Annotated in this window: 25 protein-coding genes; 8 read left to right on the forward strand and 17 right to left on the reverse strand. The window is 52.8% G+C overall.

Features of this window, described 5'->3' with window-relative positions; translation table 11 throughout:
• Positions 1 to 8: 8 nt before the first annotated feature.
• Positions 9 to 902, reverse strand: coding sequence for an N-acetylmuramic acid 6-phosphate etherase (gene murQ / locus OGX96_RS10100; RefSeq protein ID WP_032944255.1), 894 nt, complete (start codon positions 900 to 902; stop codon positions 9 to 11).
• Between the two features lie 117 nt (positions 903 to 1,019).
• On the opposite strand from murQ, the gene OGX96_RS10105 reads away from it, so the two are divergent.
• A complete protein-coding gene (locus tag OGX96_RS10105; protein WP_032944256.1) occupies positions 1,020 to 1,868 on the forward strand; it encodes a MurR/RpiR family transcriptional regulator in 849 nt (282 codons plus the stop codon).
• Between the two features lie 55 nt (positions 1,869 to 1,923).
• Positions 1,924 to 2,184: a YfhL family 4Fe-4S dicluster ferredoxin gene (locus tag OGX96_RS10110; RefSeq protein WP_003037590.1), complete on the forward strand. Its 261-nt coding sequence runs from the start codon at positions 1,924 to 1,926 to the stop codon at positions 2,182 to 2,184.
• 106 nt (positions 2,185 to 2,290) lie between these two features.
• On the opposite strand, the gene acpS is transcribed toward OGX96_RS10110, so the two are convergent.
• From acpS to rseD, 12 genes are all read right to left on the reverse strand, one after another.
• The gene (acpS, locus tag OGX96_RS10115) at positions 2,291 to 2,671 is read right to left on the reverse strand and encodes a holo-ACP synthase (RefSeq protein WP_003037588.1); all 381 of its coding nucleotides are present in this window, start codon (positions 2,669 to 2,671) and stop codon (positions 2,291 to 2,293) included.
• Positions 2,671 to 3,402, reverse strand: coding sequence for a pyridoxine 5'-phosphate synthase (gene pdxJ, locus OGX96_RS10120; protein WP_008785494.1), 732 nt, complete (start codon positions 3,400 to 3,402; stop codon positions 2,671 to 2,673). The genes acpS and pdxJ overlap by 1 nt, the downstream gene beginning before the upstream one ends.
• A gap of 15 nt (positions 3,403 to 3,417) precedes the next feature.
• Complete coding sequence (recO, locus tag OGX96_RS10125; protein WP_008785495.1) at positions 3,418 to 4,128, reverse strand: DNA repair protein RecO; 711 nt, start codon at positions 4,126 to 4,128, stop codon at positions 3,418 to 3,420.
• Between the two features lie 134 nt (positions 4,129 to 4,262).
• Positions 4,263 to 5,168, reverse strand: a complete 906-nt coding sequence (era, locus tag OGX96_RS10130; protein WP_032937937.1) for a GTPase Era — start codon at positions 5,166 to 5,168, stop codon at positions 4,263 to 4,265.
• Complete coding sequence (gene rnc, locus OGX96_RS10135; RefSeq protein WP_003037579.1) at positions 5,165 to 5,845, reverse strand: ribonuclease III; 681 nt, start codon at positions 5,843 to 5,845, stop codon at positions 5,165 to 5,167. The genes era and rnc overlap by 4 nt, the downstream gene beginning before the upstream one ends.
• A gap of 269 nt (positions 5,846 to 6,114) precedes the next feature.
• On the reverse strand, positions 6,115 to 7,089 hold the full coding sequence (gene lepB / locus OGX96_RS10140) for a signal peptidase I (protein ID WP_003835329.1): 975 nt from the start codon (positions 7,087 to 7,089) through the stop codon (positions 6,115 to 6,117).
• Positions 7,090 to 7,104: 15 nt separating this feature from the next.
• Positions 7,105 to 8,904, reverse strand: a complete 1,800-nt coding sequence (gene lepA, locus OGX96_RS10145) for a translation elongation factor 4 (protein ID WP_003037577.1) — start codon at positions 8,902 to 8,904, stop codon at positions 7,105 to 7,107.
• 270 nt (positions 8,905 to 9,174) lie between these two features.
• The gene (gene rseC / locus OGX96_RS10150; RefSeq protein WP_003037576.1) at positions 9,175 to 9,639 is read right to left on the reverse strand and encodes a SoxR-reducing system protein RseC; all 465 of its coding nucleotides are present in this window, start codon (positions 9,637 to 9,639) and stop codon (positions 9,175 to 9,177) included.
• The gene (rseB, locus tag OGX96_RS10155; protein WP_003835334.1) at positions 9,636 to 10,592 is read right to left on the reverse strand and encodes a sigma-E factor regulatory protein RseB; all 957 of its coding nucleotides are present in this window, start codon (positions 10,590 to 10,592) and stop codon (positions 9,636 to 9,638) included. Before rseB ends, rseC begins: the two co-directional genes overlap by 4 nt.
• Positions 10,592 to 11,242 carry an anti-sigma-E factor RseA gene (rseA, locus tag OGX96_RS10160; protein WP_008785497.1) on the reverse strand — a complete coding sequence of 217 codons (651 nt, stop codon included), beginning with the start codon at positions 11,240 to 11,242 and terminating at the stop codon, positions 10,592 to 10,594. Before rseA ends, rseB begins: the two co-directional genes overlap by 1 nt.
• A 31-nt stretch (positions 11,243 to 11,273) precedes the next feature.
• The gene (gene rpoE, locus OGX96_RS10165; protein ID WP_003037573.1) at positions 11,274 to 11,849 is read right to left on the reverse strand and encodes an RNA polymerase sigma factor RpoE; all 576 of its coding nucleotides are present in this window, start codon (positions 11,847 to 11,849) and stop codon (positions 11,274 to 11,276) included.
• Positions 11,846 to 12,010, reverse strand: coding sequence for a rpoE leader peptide RseD (gene rseD, locus OGX96_RS10170; RefSeq protein WP_122973798.1), 165 nt, complete (start codon positions 12,008 to 12,010; stop codon positions 11,846 to 11,848). Before rseD ends, rpoE begins: the two co-directional genes overlap by 4 nt.
• Before the next feature lie 263 nt (positions 12,011 to 12,273).
• On the opposite strand from rseD, the gene nadB reads away from it, so the two are divergent.
• Entirely contained in the window at positions 12,274 to 13,896 is a 1,623-nt protein-coding gene (gene nadB, locus OGX96_RS10175; RefSeq protein ID WP_003037572.1) for an L-aspartate oxidase, read from the forward strand.
• On the opposite strand, the gene trmN is transcribed toward nadB, so the two are convergent.
• A complete protein-coding gene (trmN, locus tag OGX96_RS10180; RefSeq protein ID WP_198802833.1) occupies positions 13,881 to 14,618 on the reverse strand; it encodes a tRNA(1)(Val) (adenine(37)-N(6))-methyltransferase TrmN in 738 nt (245 codons plus the stop codon). The two genes, nadB and trmN, sit on opposite strands and share 16 nt — an antisense overlap.
• 130 nt (positions 14,619 to 14,748) lie before the next feature.
• Here trmN and srmB point away from each other — a divergent pair, with 130 nt between their 5' ends.
• The gene (gene srmB / locus OGX96_RS10185) at positions 14,749 to 16,077 is read left to right on the forward strand and encodes an ATP-dependent RNA helicase SrmB (protein ID WP_003835340.1); all 1,329 of its coding nucleotides are present in this window, start codon (positions 14,749 to 14,751) and stop codon (positions 16,075 to 16,077) included.
• Positions 16,078 to 16,094: 17 nt separating this feature from the next.
• Here srmB and OGX96_RS10190 read toward each other — a convergent pair whose 3' ends face one another.
• A complete protein-coding gene (locus OGX96_RS10190) occupies positions 16,095 to 16,991 on the reverse strand; it encodes a LysR family transcriptional regulator (RefSeq protein WP_100247265.1) in 897 nt (298 codons plus the stop codon).
• A gap of 102 nt (positions 16,992 to 17,093) precedes the next feature.
• Here OGX96_RS10190 and eamB point away from each other — a divergent pair, with 102 nt between their 5' ends.
• On the forward strand, positions 17,094 to 17,681 hold the full coding sequence (gene eamB, locus OGX96_RS10195) for a cysteine/O-acetylserine transporter (protein ID WP_008785502.1): 588 nt from the start codon (positions 17,094 to 17,096) through the stop codon (positions 17,679 to 17,681).
• Positions 17,682 to 17,760: 79 nt separating this feature from the next.
• Here the strand turns inward: eamB and grcA are convergent, their stop codons facing one another.
• Positions 17,761 to 18,144 carry an autonomous glycyl radical cofactor GrcA gene (gene grcA / locus OGX96_RS10200; protein WP_003037563.1) on the reverse strand — a complete coding sequence of 128 codons (384 nt, stop codon included), beginning with the start codon at positions 18,142 to 18,144 and terminating at the stop codon, positions 17,761 to 17,763.
• 317 nt (positions 18,145 to 18,461) lie between these two features.
• Between grcA and ung the strand changes: the two genes are divergently transcribed.
• Complete coding sequence (ung, locus tag OGX96_RS10205; RefSeq protein WP_286582921.1) at positions 18,462 to 19,151, forward strand: uracil-DNA glycosylase; 690 nt, start codon at positions 18,462 to 18,464, stop codon at positions 19,149 to 19,151.
• Between the two features lie 33 nt (positions 19,152 to 19,184).
• Here ung and OGX96_RS10210 read toward each other — a convergent pair whose 3' ends face one another.
• Positions 19,185 to 20,264 (reverse strand): tRNA/rRNA methyltransferase, encoded by a 1,080-nt coding sequence (locus tag OGX96_RS10210; protein ID WP_071446854.1) that lies wholly within the window; start codon positions 20,262 to 20,264, stop codon positions 19,185 to 19,187.
• A gap of 207 nt (positions 20,265 to 20,471) precedes the next feature.
• Between OGX96_RS10210 and trxC the strand changes: the two genes are divergently transcribed.
• Together trxC and tapT are read left to right on the forward strand one after the other, a co-directional pair.
• Positions 20,472 to 20,891: a thioredoxin TrxC gene (gene trxC / locus OGX96_RS10215; protein ID WP_008785506.1), complete on the forward strand. Its 420-nt coding sequence runs from the start codon at positions 20,472 to 20,474 to the stop codon at positions 20,889 to 20,891.
• 69 nt (positions 20,892 to 20,960) lie between these two features.
• Positions 20,961 to 21,659 (forward strand): tRNA-uridine aminocarboxypropyltransferase, encoded by a 699-nt coding sequence (gene tapT / locus OGX96_RS10220; RefSeq protein WP_003835347.1) that lies wholly within the window; start codon positions 20,961 to 20,963, stop codon positions 21,657 to 21,659.
• The last annotated feature ends 20 nt before the right edge of the window (positions 21,660 to 21,679 follow it).

The following is a 21,679-nucleotide window of genomic DNA, read 5'->3' on the forward strand; positions in this document are numbered from 1 at the left end:
TACACCTCTTAGTGTTCTAACGCCGCGCGTAAAAAACCCTGGTGAGCGGCAAGCTTTTCGCGGGCGGCAGCGGCATCCAGGCCGGTGAGCGCCATTAAAATAGCTGGCTTAACATCATAATCCGTCTGCTTCAGCAGCGTTTCAGCTTGAGCCCGCGCAATACCGGTGGCTTCAACCACCATACGGCACGCCCGATCGACCAGTTTGACGTTGGTTGCCTGCATATCCACCATCAGGTTCTGGTACACCTTGCCAAATTTCACCATCGCGCCGGTGGAGATCATATTGAGCACCAGCTTTTGCGCGGTGCCGGATTTCAGTCGTGTTGACCCGGTCAGCGCCTCAGGCCCCACTACCGGAGAAATAGCAATATCCGCTTCATGCGCGATAGGGGAATCCGGATTGCAAGAAATAGCCGCCGTTGTACAGCCCACCGAACGCGCATATTTCAACCCGCCAATTACATACGGCGTGCGACCAGAAGCTGCCAGCCCCACCACCAGATCCTGTGCGGTAAGATTGAGCCCACGCAGATCGTCTTCGCCTAGCTGCGGGTTGTCTTCTGCGCCTTCTACTGCCTTCAGCAAAGCGCCCGGTCCCCCGGCAATCAGCCCAACCACCAGACCGTGCGGGACGCCGAAGGTCGGCGGGCATTCAGACGCGTCCAGCACCCCAAGACGCCCGCTGGTACCTGCTCCCATGTAAATAATGCGTCCACCGGCTTTTAGCGCGTCAGCTGCCGCATCAACCGCGCGCGCAACTTCAGGAAGAGTTGCTTTTACTGCTTCAGCTACCAGCGTATCCTGTTGATTAAAACGATGAACCAACTCCAGAGTGGAGAGCGCATCCAGATCCATGGTCTGAGGATTGCGGGTTTCTGAAACTAACGCACCGAGATTCATTTTTTGTTCCTTAGGAATTTTTAATTCATAATAATCTGTCATAATGGAATATTATATTCACTAAGGCGAGTGATATTTTGTTTTGTAATCGCCATCACATTTTCGCCAGGAGAAAGCATGAACTGTTTAATTCGCATTCGTCAGCGTTATCCGGATCTCGCGCAAAGCGATAAAAAACTTGCGGATTATCTTCTTGCTCAGCCGGATACTGCGCGTCATCTCAGTTCACAACAGCTGGCCTTTGAAGCGGGCGTCAGCCAGTCCAGCGTGGTGAAATTCGCGCAAAAGATGGGCTTTAAAGGATTCCCGGCACTCAAACTGGCGATTAGCGAAGCATTGGCCAGCAATCCCAACCCCCATTCCATTCCGGTACATAATCAGATTCGCGGTGACGACCCGATGCGAATGGTAGGCGAGAAACTGATTAAAGAGAACGTGGCGGCGATGCATGCGACGCTGGACGTCAACAGCGAAGAGAAACTGATGGAGAGCGTCACGATGCTGCGTTCAGCCCGCCGCATTATCGTGACCGGGATTGGCGCATCGGGTCTGGTAGCGCAGAATTTTGCCTGGAAGCTGCTGAAGATTGGTTTTAACGCGGTGGTGGAACGCGATATGCACGCCCTACTGGCGACGGTGCAGGCGCTTTCGCCCAACGATCTACTGCTGGCCATTTCGTATACCGGAGAGCGTCGCGAGCTCAACCTGGCTGCGGATGAAACGTTGCGCACCGGCGCGAAAATCCTCGCCATCACCGGATTTACACCGAACGCACTGCAGCAACGGGCAAGTCATTGTCTGTACACCATTGCCGAGGAGCAGGCCACGCGCAGCGCAGCGATTTCCTCCACCCATGCGCAAATGATGCTCACTGATTTACTGTTTATGGCGCTGGTACAGCAGGATCTGGAGCATGCCCCGGAACGTATTCGCCACAGTGAGGCACTGGTAAAAAAACTGGTCTGAGCAAAGAATGCGCGTATAATGCCCGCCCGATTTGTGATGTTTTGAGAGTTTCCTGATGGCCCTGTTAATCACTAAAAAGTGTATCAATTGCGATATGTGCGAGCCCGAATGCCCGAATGAGGCGATTTCGATGGGTGATAGCATTTACGAGATTAACAGCGACAAGTGTACGGAATGCGTAGGCCATTACGACACGCCAACCTGCCAGAAGGTGTGCCCGATCCCCAATACTATTTTGAAAGATCCGGCGCATGTCGAAACAGAAGAGCAGCTGTGGGATAAGTTTGTGCTGATGCACCACGCCGATAAACTTTAGCCGCGTCGCCATCTGGCGATGAAGCCCCTACCCTGCCCCTGCAACAAACGCATAACCCATAGGCCGGATAAGACGCTACGCGTCGCCATCCGGCATCGTCCTGAATCTAACTTTCGATAATCACCGTGGCGCAGGCGTAGTGACGCTCATCGGCCAGCGTCACATGCATGTGCGCAACGCCGAGTTTTTCCGCCAGTTTTAACGCCTCTCCCCATAATCGCAGACGCGGCTTACCGAGTTCATCGTTAAAGACTTCAAACTGATTAAACGCCAGCCCATTGCGAATACCCGTGCCAAAGGCTTTTGCTGCCGCCTCTTTGACTGCAAAACGCTTCGCCAGAAAACGCACCGGCTGCTGATGCGTTTCCCAGATTGCCCATTCGTTGTCGCTGAGCACACGTCTTGCCAGGCGGTCGCCGGAACGGGAGATCACCGCTTCGATGCGGGCAATCTCCACGATATCCGTACCTAATCCCAGAATCGCCATTAGCCACGCGCTTCCAGCATCAGGCGCTTCATTTCGACTACGGCCTCTTTCAGGCCGCTCATCACCGCACGTCCAATAATGGCATGGCCAATGTTCAGCTCGTGCATTTCCGGGATCCGCGCGATAGCTTTAACGTTGTGATACGTCAGACCGTGACCCGCATTCACCTTCAGGCCAAGACTTGCAGCATAGGTTGCCGCTTTGGCGATACGCGCCAGTTCGCTGGCCTGTTCTGCGTCGGTTTTCGCATCGGCGTAACAGCCGGTGTGAATCTCAATAAACGGTGCGCCAACTTCCGCAGCGGCCTTAATCTGTTCTTCATCGGCATCGATAAACAGCGAAACCAGAATGCCTGCGTCCGCCAGCCGTTTGCAGGCATCGCGCATCTTGTCACGCTGACCGGCGACGTCCAGCCCACCTTCAGTGGTAACTTCCTGACGTTTTTCCGGCACCAGGCAGCAAAAATGCGGCTTAGTCTCAACGGCAATCGACAGCATCTCTTCGGTGACTGCCATTTCCAGATTCATGCGCGTATCCAGCGTCTGGCGCAAAATACGTACGTCACGGTCGGTGATATGACGACGGTCTTCACGCAGGTGTACGGTAATACCGTCCGCGCCCGCCTGTTCAACGATAAACGCTGCCTGAACCGGGTCCGGATATGCGGTACCGCGTGCATTACGTAAAGTGGCAATGTGGTCAATGTTGACGCCTAACAGTAATTCGGCCATGACAATCCTCGTTTTTTATTTTCGCTTCGGCATAAACTGCCGGAATAATTCGCGGCTCTTTAAGGGCTTACCACCAAGATACGGCTTTAACGCCATGCGGGTAAAGCGTTTCGCGGCGCGAAGCGTATCAGCATCCGGAAATTCCCGCGATTCGAGTGCTTTCAGATGGCGTCCGGTAAAGGTGGCGTTATCAATCACTACGCTTGCGATAAACCCTTTTTCTTCCCGGTAGCGATAGGTCATGGTGTCGTCTACCGGCTCGCCGCTGCCCGCACAGTGGGTAAAATCGACGCCATACCCCAGATGACCAAGTAAGGCCAGCTCAAAGCGACGCAATGCAGGTTCTGGCGAACCCGTCGCGCCAGCCAGCGCCTGAATACAGTTCAGGTAATCGAAAAAGAGTGCAGAAAAGCGGGTTTCGTATTCGAGTACGCGCGAGATAAGCTCGTTAATATACAAGCCGCTGTACAGCGTGATTCCGCTAAGGGGGAGTGCCAGAGAAACGGCTTCGGCGCTGCGCAAGGTTTTGACCTCGCCACGTCCACCAAAGCGAAGCAACAACGGGGTAAAAGGCTGGAGTGCGCCTTTAAGATTGGAGCGTTTGGAACGTGCGCCTTTAGCCACAAGGCGCACGCGACCCGACTCTTCCGTGAAGACGTCCAGCACGAGACTGGTTTCGCTCCAGGGGCGACTGTGCAGGACAAAAGCGCGTTGCCATCCTTCCATCATAATACTCGTCGTCTTTCAAGTTGCAGGTGCGTTGGCTGCGCCCGTTCACCCCAGTCACTTACGAGAGTAAGCTCCCGGGGATTCACGGACTTGCCGCCTTCCTGCACCTCGAAAGCCATAGAGTATTAAAACTACTGGTCGTCGCCGTAACCGAGGCTACGCAGCGCGCGTTCGTCATCGGCCCAGCCGGATTTCACTTTCACCCACAGTTCGAGGTGAACGGGCGCTTCGAACATCTCCTGCATGTCTTTACGCGCTTCGATGCCGATGGTTTTAATCTTGGCCCCTTTGTTGCCAATAACCATCTTCTTCTGCCCTTCACGTTCAACGAGGATCAGACCGTTGATGTCGTAGCCACCGCGCTCGTTAGAGATAAAACGCTCAATCTCCACGGTAACGGAGTACGGCAGTTCAGCACCCAGAAAACGCATCAGCTTTTCACGGATGATTTCAGAGGCCATAAAGCGCTGAGAACGGTCGGTGATGTAATCTTCCGGGAAGTGATGAATAGCTTCCGGCAAATGCTTACGCACGATGCCCGCAACGGTATCGACATTCAAGCCGGTTTCGGCAGAAATCGGTACGATATCAAGGAAGTTCATCTGGCTTGCCAGGAACTGCAGGTGTGGCAGCAGATCGGCTTTTTCCTGAACGTTGTCGACTTTGTTGACGGCCAGAATAACCGGGGCTTTGCCATCACGCAGCTTGTTGAGCACCATTTCGTCGTCCGGCGTCCAGCGGGTGCCTTCGACAACGAAAATAACCAGTTCAACATCACCGATCGAGCTGCTCGCCGCTTTGTTCATCAGACGGTTAATAGCCCGTTTTTCTTCCATATGCAGACCCGGGGTATCAACATAAATCGCCTGATACGCGCCTTCGGTATGGATGCCAACAATACGGTGACGTGTTGTCTGAGCCTTACGTGAGGTAATAGAAATCTTCTGCCCAAGCAGATTATTCAACAGGGTGGATTTGCCGACGTTCGGGCGACCGACGATAGCAATAAATCCGCAGTAAGTTTTCTCTTCGCTCATTCCAGCTCCAGTTTTTTCAACGCCTGTTCGGCGGCAGCCTGCTCAGCCTTACGACGGCTCGAACCTGTGCCAACCACCGGTTCACTCAGGCCGCTGACCTGGCAGTGGATAGTAAATTCTTGATCGTGTGCTTCACCACGGACCTGCACCACCAAATAAGACGGCAGAGGCAGGTGGCGACCCTGCAAATATTCCTGCAGGCGCGTTTTCGGATCTTTTTGTTTGTCGCCTGGGCTAATTTCATCCAGACGAGTTTGATACCAGTTCAGGATCAATTGCTCAACGGTTTGAATATCGCTGTCGAGGAAGACGCCGCCGATCAAAGCTTCAACGGTATCCGCCAGGATTGATTCACGACGGAAGCCGCCGCTTTTCAGCTCACCTGGCCCCAAACGTAAACATTCACCGAGGTCAAACTCACGGGCTAATTCAGCCAGCGTATTGCCGCGAACCAGCGTCGCGCGCATGCGGCTCATATCACCTTCATCCACACGCGGGAAACGGTGATACAGCGCATTAGCGATAACAAAGCTCAAAATAGAGTCGCCTAAAAATTCTAAACGCTCGTTATGTTTGCTGCTGGCGCTCCGGTGAGTTAATGCCTGCTGCAACAGCTCCTGATGATTAAAAGTGTAGCCCAGCTTCCGTTGAAGCCGATTAATTACGATGGGGTTCATGCGATACCAATAAATGAATGCGTCAACAATTCAGCACACGAAACAGACCTGATATACGCACTTCGCTGAGCCATCTGGCTTCGCCTGCATGCATTTATATACAAACCAACGCTGTTTCGTGTGCCGTGGCAACCTGTCGGTGCCAACCTAAAACTTCGGGGGAATATTCTATACACAACGACAAGGGATGTCGTTAGTCTGCGGGAATTTATCCGAGAAATAATTCACGCTGCCGTCGTAATGACGACAACGTGAACGATTATCGGTGATTAGTGAATGCCACCAATACGGCTTAAACGCACACCGGTCGGCCATTCACCTTCTTGCTTATCGAAACTCATCCAGATAGCGGTCGCTTTACCAACCAGATTCGCTTCCGGTACAAATCCCCAGTAACGGCTGTCCGCGCTGTTATCACGGTTATCACCCATCATGAAGTAGTGTCCCGGCGGAACGATCCATGTTGCCAACGGCTGACCAGGTTGACGGTAATACATCCCCACCTGATCCTGCGCAATCGGCACGGTCAGAATGCGGTGCGTAACCTCACCCAGCGTTTCTTTACGCTCAGAGAGGCGAATACCGTTCTCTTTCGTTTCGTTCAGCGGAACTTCAAAGAAGCCGCTGGTCGCTTCACCGCCGTTACGACGAGCAAAGGTCTGTACAAAATCACTTGGCTGAACATCAGAGTACGTTACCGGCAGCGCGTTTTCACACGCCTGACCGGAACGGCATCCTGGCTGAATAGTCACCTCTTTCGCCACTGGATCGTACGTTACTTTGTCTCCGGGTAAACCGACAGCACGTTTAATGTAGTCCAGACGCGGATCTTCCGGGTATTTAAACACCACGATATCACCGCGTTTCGGATGACCGGTTTCGATCAACGTTTTCTGGTAAATCGGATCTTTAATCCCGTAGGCGAATTTCTCCACCAGGATAAAGTCACCGATAAGCAGCGTCGGCATCATCGAACCTGACGGGATCTGGAATGGTTCATAGATAAATGAACGCACCACCAGCACAATCGCCAGTACCGGGAAAACGGACGCCCCGGTTTCCAGCCAGCCTGGCTTAGGTGCCACTTTTTTCAGCGTAGCTTTATCCAGTGAATCACCTGCAGCAGCTTGCGCTGCTGCCTGACGCTCCCGGCGCTTTGGCGCGAAGATGAATTTATCTACGCACCATAAAATGCCCGTCACCAGTGTGGCAATCACCAGAATCAGGGCAAACATGTTCGCCATGCCAACTCCTTAAGATTATTTGCTGTCTTTACCGACATGCAGAATGGCGAGGAACGCTTCCTGCGGCAGTTCGACGTTACCGATCTGCTTCATGCGCTTTTTACCCTCTTTCTGTTTTTGCAGCAGCTTTTTCTTACGGCTGATATCGCCACCGTAGCATTTCGCCAGAACGTTTTTACGCAGCTGCTTAACCGTTGAACGCGCGATGATGTGCGTACCAATGGCCGCCTGGATCGCGATATCAAACTGCTGGCGAGGGATCAGATCTTTCATCTTCTCAACCAGTTCACGGCCACGGCTCTGGGAGTTGTCGCGGTGGGTAATCAGCGCCAGCGCATCGACACGTTCGTTGTTGATAAGGACATCAACACGCACCATGTCAGACGCCTGGAAGCGTTTGAAGTTATAGTCCAGCGACGCGTAGCCGCGAGAGGTCGACTTCAGACGGTCGAAGAAATCGAGTACGACTTCCGCCATTGGAATCTCATACGTCAGCGCCACCTGGTTACCGTGGTAAACCATGTTGGTCTGGACGCCACGCTTCTCGATACACAGGGTGATGACGTTGCCAAGGTAAGCCTGCGGCAGCAGCATGTGACACTCAGCGATCGGCTCACGCAGTTCGTAGATGTTGTTCAGCGGCGGCAGCTTGGACGGGCTATCGACGTAGATAGTCTCTTTCGCCGTGGTTTCGACTTCGTAGACTACGGTCGGCGCGGTGGTGATCAGATCCAGATCGTATTCACGCTCCAGACGTTCCTGAATGATCTCCATGTGCAGCAGACCAAGGAAGCCACAACGGAAGCCGAAGCCCAGCGCGGTAGAGCTTTCCGGTTCGTAGAACAGGGAGGCGTCGTTCAGACTCAGTTTGCCAAGCGCGTCACGGAAGTTTTCATAGTCGTCAGAGCTCACCGGGAACAAACCGGCGTAAACCTGCGGCTTCACTTTTTTAAAGCCTGGCAGCGGTTTGTCTGCCGGGTTACGCGCCTGCGTCAGGGTATCGCCAACCGGTGCGCCGAGGATGTCTTTAATCGCACAAACCAACCAACCTACCTCGCCGCATTTCAGCTCGGTACGGTCAACCTGTTTTGGCGTGAAGATGCCCAGACGGTCAGCGTTATAGACCTGACCGGTGCTCATTACTTTAATTTTGTCGCCTTTACGCATGGTGCCGTTTTTAATACGCACCAGTGACACCACGCCAAGGTAGTTATCGAACCAGGAGTCGATGATCAGCGCCTGCAATGGGCCTTCCGGATCGCCTTCCGGCGGCGGAATGTCGCGTACCAGACGTTCAAGAACGTCAGTGACGCCAACGCCGGTTTTCGCCGAGCAGCGAACGGCATCTGTCGCATCGATACCGACGATATCTTCGATCTCTTCCGCTACGCGTTCAGGATCGGCGGCTGGCAGGTCAATTTTATTCAGTACCGGTACTACTTCCAGATCCATTTCCATGGCGGTATAGCAGTTAGCCAGGGTCTGCGCTTCTACGCCCTGTCCGGCATCAACCACCAGCAATGCGCCTTCACAGGCAGCAAGCGAGCGGGAAACTTCATACGAGAAGTCAACGTGGCCCGGGGTGTCGATAAAGTTAAGCTGATAGGTTTCACCATCAGATGCTTTGAAATCGAGCGTCACGCTCTGCGCTTTGATAGTAATACCGCGCTCACGCTCAAGATCCATCGAGTCGAGAACCTGCGCTTCCATTTCACGGTCAGACAGGCCACCGCAGATCTGGATAATACGGTCAGACAGCGTCGATTTACCGTGGTCGATGTGAGCTATGATTGAAAAGTTACGTATGTTCTTCATATAGTGTAATTATTGTGCCTTACGCCCGCCGAAGCAGGCTCTGAGAAGTCGCTGATCTGAGCTTAACGTCTGTTTAAGTGAAACGCCGCATTCTACACTACAACGCTGAGGCGAGGAAACGTTCATAGAGCAAGGATAGCGGGAACTGGAAACAACCTTGCAAAGTCGGTGAAACTTTTGCCGGATGGCGGCATAAACGCCTTATCCGGCCTACGCCTGCATCTGAGCACGCTGTAGACCTGATAAGCGCAACGCCATCAGGCAAAGATATCACTGCTGGGTTTCGACGCGAATAAGATCGGGTGGGAGAGCAACGTTCAGAATGACCGGCTGCCAGGCTTCGCGCTCAGCAAGCTTACGAGAGTATCCACGAGCAATCAGGAATCCGCCCACGCCCCCCAGCACTGCGCCGCTTAATGCCGCAAGATCGGAACCAAACAGCACCTGGAACAGCGCCGCGAAAAGAAACAATCCAGCCAACGGAGACATGTAGACCAGCATCGCCGATCCCAACAGGCTACCTTCGGCAATGCCCAGTTCAACTTTTTGACCAGGGGTCAAGGGTTCGTCGCAGGGCACCACGATAGTGTGTGTGGTCTGTGGTCCCAGTTTGTTCAGCACGCGGCTCCCGCATCCGGCCCGGGAAGCGCAACTGCTACATGATGCTTTAACATCACAGCTGACCGTCGCCAGACCATTTTGCCAGGAGACGACCGTCGCCCACTCTTTAATCATTGTGCTGCCCTGAACTTGATATTGTCCGCGATACGCTTCGCCGTTTGTGGCGGAAGCTCGCCCACAATCGTAATTTCCGCGTTATCACGCACGCTGGTGCTGACTGTTCTACGGCCAGTACGCAGCAGTTGATCGGCGCTGTTCTGCGTCGCACGGTTTACGTTCACGGAGAAACTAAACAGGCCATCAGAATAAAGGCGTGATTCAATCGGCATGTTATCCATCGTCGGCAGCGGACGTCGACTGCTTGAGACCTCACTGAAACCTTGTGGCAACCACGACGGACTCCAGTTGAAGTTGGTTTTCTCGCCTGCAGGAACCGACAGCAACGGTGGTAAATTCGCTTTTGCTAACGTCTGCATGCTGTCGCTAACACCGTTATTCACGGTAAAGGAGATCACACGGAACTGTTCCAGCGTTTCGCCATCACGATCGAGGAGATCGACACGCATTGGCAGTTTGGTCTCCGTGTCCATCCAAACGATATAGCTGTAACGGGTGCCGTCACGCGCCACAACGCGGATCACTTCACAGAGCCGATCGGCAATACGGGTGCGGCCTACTGAGATAAAATCATAGTAGGGAGCAAGGCGTTTGAAATCGGTGTAAATCAGGGATGGCAGAGAGTCAACGATATAATCGCCGTTCAGCGTGAACGGTTCGAGACCAGGCTCAAAATAGCTAATTTCGTTGCCGCGTTGCACCACTTCCCGGCGCGGTCCATCCATTTGTAATAGTTGCGCGAGTGGACGGTTATCCTGGCGGGCATGACGATAACGTAGGGATTCAACACCCTGCTTATTGATGCTGACAAATGACAGCTCATAGGTTAGCGACTGGCTGGCCAGATTCATCTGCTGCAACAACGCCCCGGACGCAGGATTGGCCGAGGCGTTTACAGAGAAGAACAGGCTACCAGCCACAAGTGACATGGCAAACCAAAGTTGCTTCATTACTGCGATTGCGTTCCTAAAGTTTGAATTCCTGGCACCTGCACAGCGGCTTGCTGTGTTTGGGCCTGCTCAAACTGAAGCTGTTCAGAGTGCAGTCGACGTTGCAATTCGTAATCCTGCAACATGGCATTAATACGACGACGCTGCTCCTGTACCTGCTGTTGTTGACCGCCGCTGGCCGTCGCGTCAGAAGGTACACCCAAGCTAACCGGACTGGCTTTACCCATCATCGGTAATGTATTAAATACCGGTGTTTCGGGCTGCTGGGACGTTTCAGATTGCCCATTATAGTGCTGGACGCCAACGATAACTGCAAGTGATACGCACGCGGCCACACCCATTTGGGTAAGCTGCGCGGCCCACGGACGCATTTTCTTCCAGAATGGCATTTTCTGCCACTGGTGCGGTGCTGGCTGGGCCTCAGGAATCAATGGCGCCGTCTGGCGTACTGGCTCATCCTGGATGGCGGCCATTACGCGGGCGGAAATATCGAAATGGAGAACGTCGGCGGTATCACCTCGCATGGAATCGCGAATCAGGTGATAACTCTCCCAGGTTTTTTGCATTTCCGGGTCGTGAGTTAGCTCTTTGAGTAACTCAGTATCCAGCGTTTCGCCATCCATTAAAGCGGAAAGTTTCTCTTTCTGCATGCCTAATACCTTTTCCAGTATCCCGCTATCGTCAACGCCTGATAAGCGGTTGAACTTTATTATCAATAGCTTCCCTCGCTCGGAAGATACGTGAACGCACCGTACCTACCGGACAATCCATGATAGCGGCTATCTCTTCATAGCTCAGGCCATCCAGCTCCCGCAAGGTTATTGCCATGCGTAAATCTTCCGGGAGGGACTCAATAGTTCGGAAAACTATCTGTCTCAGTTCTTCTGACAACATTAAGTTCTCAGGGTTCGAAATTTCTTTCAGCGCACCGCCACTTTCGTAATTTTCTGCTTCAATCGCATCAATATCACTGGAAGGTGGACGACGCCCCTGAGCGACCAGGTAATTCTTCGCTGTATTGACTGCAATACGATACAGCCAGGTATAAAAAGCACTATCTCCCCGGAACGAGTCCAGCGCACGATAGGCTTTGATAAATGCTTCTTGTACTACATCGGGTACATCACCCGACGGTACATAGCGAGAAACCAGACTCGCCACCTTATGCTGATAGCGCACTACCAGTAGGTTAAAGGCTTTCTGATCTCCCTTCTGGACCCGTTCTACCAGGACCTGGTCCGTTAACTGCTCGCTCATCCGAGGTAAAGTCTCCCCAAACCAAATTTCCACGCGCTTTCGAAACGCCACTCCATCAGCTTCACTATGAGCAAGCAAATGCTTAGAGTGCTCAAGTTTCGTAAAGTTCCGTTACGCATTGTTTTTTGTTTGTCATGTTGTAGACAGGTCTTATCTCTCATTATAAGTCTACATAACCCGATCAACGCACTATCTGTACAGAAATGCCCATTTCACCGCTTGCAGAGTAACCCAACGGGCACTTTATTTCATCACATAATCTGATGCTAACGGCCTGCTTCACAAAATATTTTTGCCTATTTCGCCCTCATCATGCTTTTCCTTCATGTTTAGTCATTGCAACACATTTAAAAATAAAACGTGCAGTATCGCGCAATGTGGTGCTATGGTGACCAAACACTGTTTAGTAAATTAAACAAACATCATGAATACGACTCCTGAATTATCCTGTGACGTGCTGATCATTGGCAGCGGGGCTGCCGGACTCTCACTGGCGCTGCGCCTGGCTGAAAAACATCAGGTTATTGTCCTGAGCAAAGGGCCGGTCAGCGAAGGCTCGACATTTTATGCCCAGGGGGGTATTGCCGCGGTTTTCGATGAAACCGACAGTATCGACTCCCACGTTGAAGATACGCTGATTGCCGGGGCCGGGCTGTGCGATCGCCATGCGGTTGAATTTGTCGCCAGCAATGCCCGCACCTGCGTTCAATGGCTTATCGATCAGGGCGTCTTATTTGATACACAGGTTCAGCCTAACGGCGAAGAGAGCTATCACCTGACCCGTGAAGGCGGTCACAGCCATCGACGCATCCTGCACGCTGCGGATGCTACCGGCAAAGAAGTCGAAACCACACTCGTCAGCCAGGCACAAAATCACCCCAATATCCGGGTTCTTGAGCGTAGCAACGCCGTCGACCTGATTGTCTCCGATAAAATCGGTCTGCCGGGAACGCGTCGGGTTGTCGGCGCATGGATCTGGAATCGTAATAAAGAAGCCGTCGAAACCTGCCATGCGAAGTCGGTAGTGTTGGCCACCGGCGGCGCGTCAAAGGTGTATCAATACACCACCAATCCGGATATTTCCTCGGGTGACGGAATTGCAATGGCCTGGCGCGCAGGATGCCGCGTCGCCAACCTGGAGTTTAACCAGTTTCACCCGACAGCGCTGTATCATCCGCAGGCGCGCAATTTTCTGCTGACCGAAGCGCTGCGCGGCGAAGGAGCGCACCTGAAGCGCCCGGACGGTTCACGCTTTATGCCCGATTTTGACGAACGTGGCGAATTGGCTCCCCGCGATATTGTCGCCCGCGCCATTGATCATGAAATGAAGCGCCTTGGTGCAGATTGCATGTTCCTCGATATCAGCCATAAGCCGGAAGAATTTGTTCGTCAGCATTTCCCGATGATTTATGAAAAGTTGCTGGGATTGGGCATTGATTTAACCAAAGAGCCGGTTCCCATCGTGCCTGCCGCGCACTATACCTGCGGCGGTGTGATGGTGGATGACTTTGGCCGTACCGATGTCGACGGGCTGTATGCGATCGGCGAAGTGAGTTACACCGGCCTGCATGGTGCCAACCGGATGGCATCAAACTCATTGCTGGAGTGTCTGGTTTATGGCTGGTCCGCGGCTGAAGATATCGACAGGCGCATGCCTTATGCTCGCGGCGTTAGCACGCTCCCGGGCTGGGATGAAAGCCGGGTAGAAAATCCGGATGAGTTGGTTGTTATCCAGCATAACTGGCATGAGCTACGGCTGTTTATGTGGGATTACGTCGGTATTGTGCGTACGACCAAGCGCCTGGAGCGCGCTCTGCGCCGTATCACCATGCTGCAACAGGAAATCGACGAGTATTACGCCCATTTCCGCGTGTCGAACAATTTGTTGGAACTGCGCAATCTGGTACAGGTTGCCGAGCTGATTGTCCGCTGCGCAATGATGCGCAAAGAGAGTCGGGGCCTGCACTACACGCTGGATTACCCAGAGCAGCTTCCAGAAGCCGGCCCGTCCATTCTCTCGCCGCTAAGTCATCACATAAACAGGTAAAACGCCTGGGTCAGCGCCGTATAACCTTCAGAGTAACGTTGGTCTGGCCCACGAATCACCAGCCTGTCGCTAAAGCACTCCCCGGCCTGCGGGGAGAATGCCAGCAATACCCGATGCGGTAGTCGGGCTTCCGTTTCTGCTACATCCGTACGTAATCGCAGATGCCAGCCCATACTTAATGCCTGCTGGGTAAACGCGTTCCCAATCTGTTCCGGCAGCACGACACAAAAAAAACCTTCTTCCGTAATGCTGTCCGCCGCCAGCGTAAGCAACGCCTGGTGATCGAGCATGGTGGTATAGCGCGCCTGCTCGCGCTGCGGTGTAGCACATTCCACGCCCTGTTCATAATAGGGAGGGTTGCTGATTATCAAATCAAAACGCACGGTCTGACGCGGTATCCACTGCTGTGCATCCTCTGTATGAACACTCACGCGATGCATCCACGGAGATTGCGCGATGTTCTCCTGCGCCTGCTGCGCGGCATCGACATCAAGCTCCACGGCGTCAATGATGACGTTTTCATCCGTGCGCTGGGCCAACATCAGCGCCAACAGGCCACTCCCGGTACCAATATCCAGGATCCGCTTTACGCCCGCAACGGGGGCCCAGGCCCCCAATAAAATGCCGTCTGTTCCGACTTTCATTGCACAGCGATCGTGTGCCACAAAAAACTGCTTAAAAGTAAATCCATTACGTCTCAGTACGGATGTAGACTGGGGCATGAAGAACAACCTTCCTGGAAAAAAAACGATAACATAGGATAAAAACAATACCTGAGAAGGTATATCCATACAAACAGATGAAGATTGCAGCCGTAACGTCTATAATCAGCGCCCCACTCAGAGGTAGAACATGACTGTAACGACTTTTTCCGAACTTGAACTCGATGAAAGCCTTCTGGATGCCCTCCAGGAAAAAGGTTTCACTCGCCCGACCGCCATTCAGGCTGCCGCCATTCCGCCTGCGCTCGATGGCCGTGATGTACTCGGTTCTGCGCCGACAGGCACCGGTAAAACGGCGGCATATTTGCTGCCAGCGTTGCAGCACCTGCTCGACTTCCCGCGCAAGAAATCTGGTCCGCCGCGCATTTTAATCCTGACGCCAACGCGCGAACTGGCGATGCAGGTTGCCGAACACGCTCGTGAACTGGCGAAGAATACGCATCTGGATATCGCTACGATTACCGGCGGCGTGGCTTACATGAACCACATGGAAGTCTTTAGCGAAAACCAAGACATCGTGGTCGCCACCACGGGTCGTCTGCTGCAATACATTAAAGAAGAAAACTTCGACTGCCATGCGGTTGAAACGCTAATTCTCGATGAAGCAGACCGTATGCTGGACATGGGCTTTGCCCAGGACATCGAGCATATCGCCGGTGAAACACGCTGGCGTAAGCAAACCATGCTGTTTTCCGCCACGCTGGAAGGCGATGCGATTAAAGATTTTGCCGAGCGTCTGTTGGAAGACCCGGTCGAAGTCTCAGCGGATCCGTCCACCCGTGAACGCAAGAAGATCCATCAGTTTTACTACCGTGCCGATGACATCGAGCACAAAACTGCCATGCTGATCCACCTGTTAAAACAGCCGGAAGCGACTCGCTCGATTGTCTTCGTACGCAAACGTGAGCGTGTGCACGAACTGGCAGGCTGGCTGCGCCAGGCAGGCATTAATAACTGCTATCTCGAAGGCGAGATGGTGCAGAACAAACGTAACGAAGCGATCAAACGCCTGACCGATGGTCGTGTGAACGTGCTGGTAGCAACCGACGTCGCCGCTCGCGGGATCGATATTCCTGACGTCAGCCACGTGTTTAACTTCGACATGCCGCGCAGTGGCGATGCCTATTTGCACCGTATTGGCCGTACCGGTCGTGCTGGCCGTAAAGGCACTGCGATCTCTTTGGTTGAAGCGCACGACCACCTGCTGCTCGGCAAAGCGAGCCGCTATATTGACGAACCGTTGAAAGCTCGCGTCATTGACGAACTGCGTCCAACCACGCGCGCGCCAAGTGAGAAATCTAACGGTAAGCCATCCAAGAAAGTGCTGGCGAAGCGCGCTGAGAAAAAGGCGAAAGAGAAAGAGAAGCCGCGGGTGAAAAAACGTCACCGCGACGCCAAAAATATCGGCAAACGTCGTAAGCCGAGCGGCGCTGCTACCCAGCAGTCCGACAAAGAGTAAACCGAATGCCGGGCCATTTAGCCCGGCATTTTTTCACGTGATGCAAAACTCTCTTCAATGCACTCAAGAAACACCCGCATCGCCGGGCTAACGACTTTTCCGGCATGATAACCACACAATGCCGTAATTAACTCAGGTTGTTCACTGAACGGTAATTCAATCAACTCCCCTGAACGTAACTCCTTCTCGACGGCAAAATGCGGCAAAAAGCTGATCCCAAGATTTGCCGATACGCACTGCTTAATGCTTTCAATGCTCCATAACTCAATGGTATTTTCCAGCGTAATCTGTCGTTTACGCAGTAGCCCCTCGAAGCGTTGTCTGAAAATACATTGCGGCTCATTAATGATAAAACTGCAGGGAATGTGCTGGTTATGCTGAGTAAAATCAACGTGCTGAAGCAGTGGCGAAGCAACTAATGCCAGTGACTGATCGCCAAGCGGCATCAACTCCAGGGCATCGTCATTACCCACCCGATAAAAGACCCCCAGATCAACATCATCACTGAGCAATGCATCGCGAATGACATAACAGTTGAGCGACTGTAAAGACAGCCGCACATGGGGCGCACGTTGTTTAAATCGCTGTAGAACCTGCGGCATTTTATACGCCAGCAGCGTTTCGCCTGTTGCGACACGTAGATCGCCGCTCGGCTGCGCATCCTGATGTGCCGACTGTCGAATCGATGCCATCACGCGCGTCAGGTCATGGATATGCGGCATCAGCCGTTTTCCCTCACTGGTGAGACACATCCGGCGACCAATTTTTTCAAACAACTGCACCGAAAGCTCTTGCTCAAGCTGTTGAATATGAAAGGTAACCGTTGATTGCGTACAGCACAGTTTTTGTGATGCCCGCAGAAATGAACCCTCTTCCACCACCGTTTTTAGCGTAATAAACCGACGTAAATCCATCCGCACCAACCCATCGAAAATATCGAATTCAGAATGCAAAAACATTCATTTTTTTTAATGTTTTGCCTCGGGTACTGTCTACCAAAACAGAGGAGATAACAAGTGACCCCCACGCTTTTAAGTGCATTCTGGACCTATACATTGATTACCGCGCTAACCCCCGGACCAAACAACATCCTTGCGCTCAGCGCCGCGACGTCACACGGTTTTCGTCAGAGTACACGCGTACTGGCCGGAATGAGTCTGGGCTTTTTAATCGTCATGATGATGTGCGCCGGGATTTCATTTTCACTGGCGGTCATGGATCCAGCCATCATCCATTGGCTTAGTTGGGCTGGGGCCGCTTATATCCTGTGGCTGGCGCTGAAGATCGCCACCAGCCCGACCTCGAACGATAGATTGCAGTCAGAGCCGATTAGCTTCTGGGCAAGTTTTGGCTTGCAGTTTGTTAACGTGAAAATCATTTTGTACGGCATTACCGCGTTATCCACGTTCGTATTACCGTACACTCAGGACGCCCACTGGCTGATTGGGGTGAGTATTCTGTTAGCGCTGATCGGCACCTTCGGGAATGCCTGCTGGGCGCTGGCGGGCCATCTTTTTCAGCGCGTTTTTTGCCGTTACGGTCGACAGTTGAATATCATTCTGGCGCTGCTGTTGGTGTATTGCGCGGTGAGGATCTTTTACTAACAGATGCAAAAAAGCGGAAGACGCACTGGCATCTTCCGCTTTTTGATTCTCTACTAAACGGGGTTATTCCCCGTGAGCCTTACAGGCTCTCAGTAAAGGTACGAGCAATAACGTCGCGCTGCTGTTCTGGGGTCAGAGAGTTGAAACGCACTGCATAACCCGAAACACGGATGGTCAGCTGCGGATATTTTTCCGGATGCTTAACTGCATCTTCCAGCGTTTCGCGACGCAGAACGTTCACGTTCAGGTGCTGACCACCTTCTACGCGGACTTCCGGCTGTACGTCTACCGGTACTTCACGGTATTCGATTTCGCCCAGTTTGCTGACTGCAACGACTTCATCAGCATTGAAACCTGCTTTCGCAACGATGCAGCGAGCTTCGCCTTTTTCGCTGTCCAGCAGCCAGAAAGAGTTCAGCAGGTCGTCGTTTGCAGCTTTAGTAATCTGGATACCTGTAATCATTTGATGCCTCCCCGGCAAAATTATTTGATCTCGGTTGGCCGTCATCCGGCCAATTGGTAAAACCATTGTTGCTTGAGTGTATATATACCCCTCACACACCCTTGAATCTTTGATTTAAATCAATAAAAACCACACATGAAAAGTGGTGATAGGTGGATTTTATTGTTTTACATCAACTTACGCCATGTGCGCAGCTAAACTTTTTACATAAATTTTCAACTATCTTTAAGGGGTAGACCATTGAGTAACGTACAGAATTTTGCGACGTCGAAAGAAGCAGTTAAGCTAGGGGGATTGAAAATTCGCAGGAGAGCGAGATGGCCACCGAATTAACCTGGCACGATGTGCTGGCTGAAGAGAAACAGCAGCCTTATTTTGTTAACACACTGCATACTGTTGCCGGCGAGCGTCAGTCAGGTATGACAATTTATCCACCGCAAAAAGATGTGTTTAACGCTTTTCGCTTTACCGAGCTTGGTGACGTGAAAGTCGTTATCCTGGGTCAGGATCCTTACCACGGTCCAGGCCAGGCACACGGTCTCGCGTTCTCTGTTCGCCCCGGCATTGCCACTCCACCCTCGTTGCTGAACATGTACAAAGAGCTGGAGGCAACGATTCCAGGCTTCACGCGCCCAACGCACGGATATCTGGAAAGCTGGGCACGCCAGGGGGTACTGTTACTCAACACCGTACTCACCGTCCGCGCCAGCCAGGCACATTCTCACGCCAGCCTTGGGTGGGAAACATTTACCGATAAAGTCATCAGTCTGATTAACCAACATCGGGAAGGTGTGGTTTTCCTGCTCTGGGGTTCTCACGCACAGAAGAAAGGCGCGATTATTGATACGCAGCGTCACCATGTGTTGAAAGCGCCCCACCCATCACCGCTCTCTGCGCATCGCGGTTTCTTTGGCTGCAATCACTTTGTACTGGCGAATGAATGGCTGGAACAACGAGGTGAAAAGCCAATTGACTGGATGCCGGTATTACCCGCAGAAAGCGAGTAAAAAAATGCCAGCGATTCGCTGGCATTTTTATTATCAGGCTTTGTTTTGACGCCACCACTCCGCGAGCAGCACGCCTGTTGCCACAGAAACGTTGAGCGTTTCTACCTTGCCAGTGCCGTCAATCGCTATGCACAGATCGTCGGCTGAGCATGCTGCTTCTGGCAGAGCTTCACGCTCACGCCCTAATACCAGCACCATTTTTTCCGGCAGCGTGGTAGTAAACAGCGGTTTGCCTTTCGCGCTTGAGGTCATCACAACCGTGTAACCCGCATGGCGGAAGTCGTCCAGCACATCAACAATGCTGTCGCCGGTAATCGGCTGAACGTGCTCTGCACCACCTTCAGCGGTACGGATGGCCGCACCTGATTCCAGCAGCGCCGCATCCTGAACCACTACGCCTTTCACACCGAAGTGCGCGCAGCTACGCATCATGCCGCCCAGGTTATGCGGGTTAGCGATATCTTCCAGTGCCAGCACACAATCCTGCGCCCCTGCCTGACCGACCCACTGCTTAACGGTAGTACCGTTACGTTTTTTGATCAGGAAACAGACGCCACCGTGGTGTTCTGTGCCAGAGGCTTTCGCCAGCTCGGCTTCGTCAACCACGTGATAGGCTTTGCGGTTTGCCGCCATCCAGCGTAATGCTTCTTTAAAGCGCGGGGTTACGCTCTGAACAAACCAGGCGCGGACGATGGCGTCCGGACGACTCTGGAACAGAGCCTGACAGGCATTCTCACCGTAAACGCGGGTTTCTTCCGCACGCTGACGGCGTAATACTTCAGGATCGATAAAGCTCTTACCGCTAATACCGCCGTGATCGGCTTTATCCGCTGCGTCATCATTCGGTGCGCGGGACACGGTACGCCACGGTGAATCTTCACGTCTGCGGTCACGTTCTACATCGCGGTCACGACCACGTTCACGACCGCGTTCGCTGTTCGGACCCTTTCGGTCATCACGGGCAGGGCGACGACCGCCTTCGGCTCGGGAAGTACCGGGGCGACCGCCGCCTTTGCCAGTACGTGGATTTTGGGTGCGTTTATCCGAGTCATCGTCACTGCGGACGTACATCACTTTGACCTTGCCGTTTTTGTTCTTCAGTTCGTCGCTCATGTTTTTCTCCACCTGCTCTGCGCGAAGCGCGCAGATTACCCGATGTGCACGTCGTTAGCCATTATTTCATTTAAAAGCTAAGGACTATTGTACTCATTGAATAAAACGCATTGTTGTTTAGAACAGACTCCCCGATAATATGTAACATAATAGAAACATACTGGCGTTCCTGCCGTGAAGTCCACTCCACTCATCCAGAGGTTAGTTATGAATACCGTTTGTACCAGCTGCCAGGCTATCAACCGCATCCCCGACGATCGTGTCCAGGAAGCGGCTAAATGCGGACGCTGTGGTCACGACCTGTTTGATGGGGAGGTGATCAATGCGACCGGTGAGACACTGGATAAACTGTTAAAAGACGATCTCCCGGTGGTCGTTGACTTTTGGGCCCCCTGGTGTGGTCCATGTCGTAACTTCGCCCCGATTTTTGAAGATGTCGCGGAAGAGCGTAGCGGTAAAGTGCGTTTTGTTAAAGTGAATACGGAAGCCGAGCGTGAACTCAGCGCCCGTTTCGGTATCCGCAGCATTCCGACCATTATGATTTTCAAAAAAGGGGAAATCGTCGACATGCTTAACGGCGCTGTACCAAAAGCCCCATTTGATAGCTGGCTTAACGAATCATTATAATCTCTACGGGGCGCATCTTGTGCCCCGTTTTCACCTCTGCGACAATAGCGTTTTTCAACGTGTTTCCCCATGACCGATAACGCTGTTCTTCAGTTACGCGCTGAGCGCCTCGCGCGCGCCACGCGTCCTTTCCTTGCCCGAGGTAATCGCGTTCGCCGCTGTCAGCGTTGCCTGCTGCCGCAGAAACTCTGCTTGTGCGCAACGCTGGCACCCTCTGAGGCAAAAAGTCGCTTTTGTCTGGTGATGTTTGATACCGAGCCGATGAAGCCCAGCAACACGGGGCGTTTGATTGCTGATATTCTGCCCGATACCACGGCTTTTCAGTGGTCACGCACCGAGCCGCCGCAGGCGCTGCTGGAACTGGTGAAAAATCCGGATTACCAGCCGATGGTTGTATTCCCAGCCTCCTATGCGGGTGAAGAGCGTGAAGTGATTTTCACGCCACCAGCCGGTAAGCCCCCATTGTTTATCATGCTCGACGGTACCTGGCCTGAGGCGCGTAAAATGTTCCGCAAAAGCCCGTACCTCGATAACCTACCGGTGATCTCCGTTGATTTATCACGCCTTTCTGCTTACCACCTGCGTGGCGTTCACGCTGAAGGGCAATATTGCACTGCCGAAGTGGCCATCGCCTTGTTGGATCTGGCGGGAGATACGCAAGCCGCAGAAGGGTTAAGCGATCATTTCACTCGCTTTAAAACCCGCTACCTGGCAGGAAAAACTCAACATCAGGGAAGCGTCACAGCAGATTCATCAGAAAACGTTTAAAATCATTCGGTCACTGGTGT

The organism is Citrobacter sp. Cpo100 (assembly GCF_030332595.1).
GTDB classification, from domain to species: Bacteria; Pseudomonadota; Gammaproteobacteria; order Enterobacterales; family Enterobacteriaceae; genus Citrobacter; species Citrobacter portucalensis.

Bases quoted from the DNA above. Each gene is read 5' to 3' on its own strand.
- grcA (WP_003037563.1), bottom strand. From the start codon at position 18,144: ATGATTACAGGTATCCAGATTACTAAAGCTGCAAACGACGACCTGCTG.
- rseC (WP_003037576.1), bottom strand. From the start codon at position 9,639: ATGATTAAAGAGTGGGCGACGGTCGTCTCCTGGCAAAATGGTCTGGCG.
- trxC (WP_008785506.1), top strand. From the start codon at position 20,472: ATGAATACCGTTTGTACCAGCTGCCAGGCTATCAACCGCATCCCCGAC.
- recO (WP_008785495.1), bottom strand. From the start codon at position 4,128: ATGGAAGGATGGCAACGCGCTTTTGTCCTGCACAGTCGCCCCTGGAGC.
- OGX96_RS10110 (WP_003037590.1), top strand. From the start codon at position 1,924: ATGGCCCTGTTAATCACTAAAAAGTGTATCAATTGCGATATGTGCGAG.
- lepA (WP_003037577.1), bottom strand. From the start codon at position 8,904: ATGAAGAACATACGTAACTTTTCAATCATAGCTCACATCGACCACGGT.
- nadB (WP_003037572.1), top strand. From the start codon at position 12,274: ATGAATACGACTCCTGAATTATCCTGTGACGTGCTGATCATTGGCAGC.
- ung (WP_286582921.1), top strand. From the start codon at position 18,462: ATGGCCACCGAATTAACCTGGCACGATGTGCTGGCTGAAGAGAAACAG.
- murQ (WP_032944255.1), bottom strand. From the start codon at position 902: ATGAATCTCGGTGCGTTAGTTTCAGAAACCCGCAATCCTCAGACCATG.
- rnc (WP_003037579.1), bottom strand. From the start codon at position 5,845: ATGAACCCCATCGTAATTAATCGGCTTCAACGGAAGCTGGGCTACACT.
- acpS (WP_003037588.1), bottom strand. From the start codon at position 2,671: ATGGCGATTCTGGGATTAGGTACGGATATCGTGGAGATTGCCCGCATC.
- lepB (WP_003835329.1), bottom strand. From the start codon at position 7,089: ATGGCGAACATGTTTGCCCTGATTCTGGTGATTGCCACACTGGTGACG.
- OGX96_RS10210 (WP_071446854.1), bottom strand. From the start codon at position 20,264: ATGAGCGACGAACTGAAGAACAAAAACGGCAAGGTCAAAGTGATGTAC.
- era (WP_032937937.1), bottom strand. From the start codon at position 5,168: ATGAGCGAAGAGAAAACTTACTGCGGATTTATTGCTATCGTCGGTCGC.
- rpoE (WP_003037573.1), bottom strand. From the start codon at position 11,849: ATGAGCGAGCAGTTAACGGACCAGGTCCTGGTAGAACGGGTCCAGAAG.
- srmB (WP_003835340.1), top strand. From the start codon at position 14,749: ATGACTGTAACGACTTTTTCCGAACTTGAACTCGATGAAAGCCTTCTG.
- rseD (WP_122973798.1), bottom strand. From the start codon at position 12,010: ATGAGAGATAAGACCTGTCTACAACATGACAAACAAAAAACAATGCGT.
- rseB (WP_003835334.1), bottom strand. From the start codon at position 10,592: ATGAAGCAACTTTGGTTTGCCATGTCACTTGTGGCTGGTAGCCTGTTC.
- pdxJ (WP_008785494.1), bottom strand. From the start codon at position 3,402: ATGGCCGAATTACTGTTAGGCGTCAACATTGACCACATTGCCACTTTA.
- OGX96_RS10105 (WP_032944256.1), top strand. From the start codon at position 1,020: ATGAACTGTTTAATTCGCATTCGTCAGCGTTATCCGGATCTCGCGCAA.
- trmN (WP_198802833.1), bottom strand. From the start codon at position 14,618: ATGCCCCAGTCTACATCCGTACTGAGACGTAATGGATTTACTTTTAAG.
- rseA (WP_008785497.1), bottom strand. From the start codon at position 11,242: ATGCAGAAAGAGAAACTTTCCGCTTTAATGGATGGCGAAACGCTGGAT.
- OGX96_RS10190 (WP_100247265.1), bottom strand. From the start codon at position 16,991: ATGGATTTACGTCGGTTTATTACGCTAAAAACGGTGGTGGAAGAGGGT.
- tapT (WP_003835347.1), top strand. From the start codon at position 20,961: ATGACCGATAACGCTGTTCTTCAGTTACGCGCTGAGCGCCTCGCGCGC.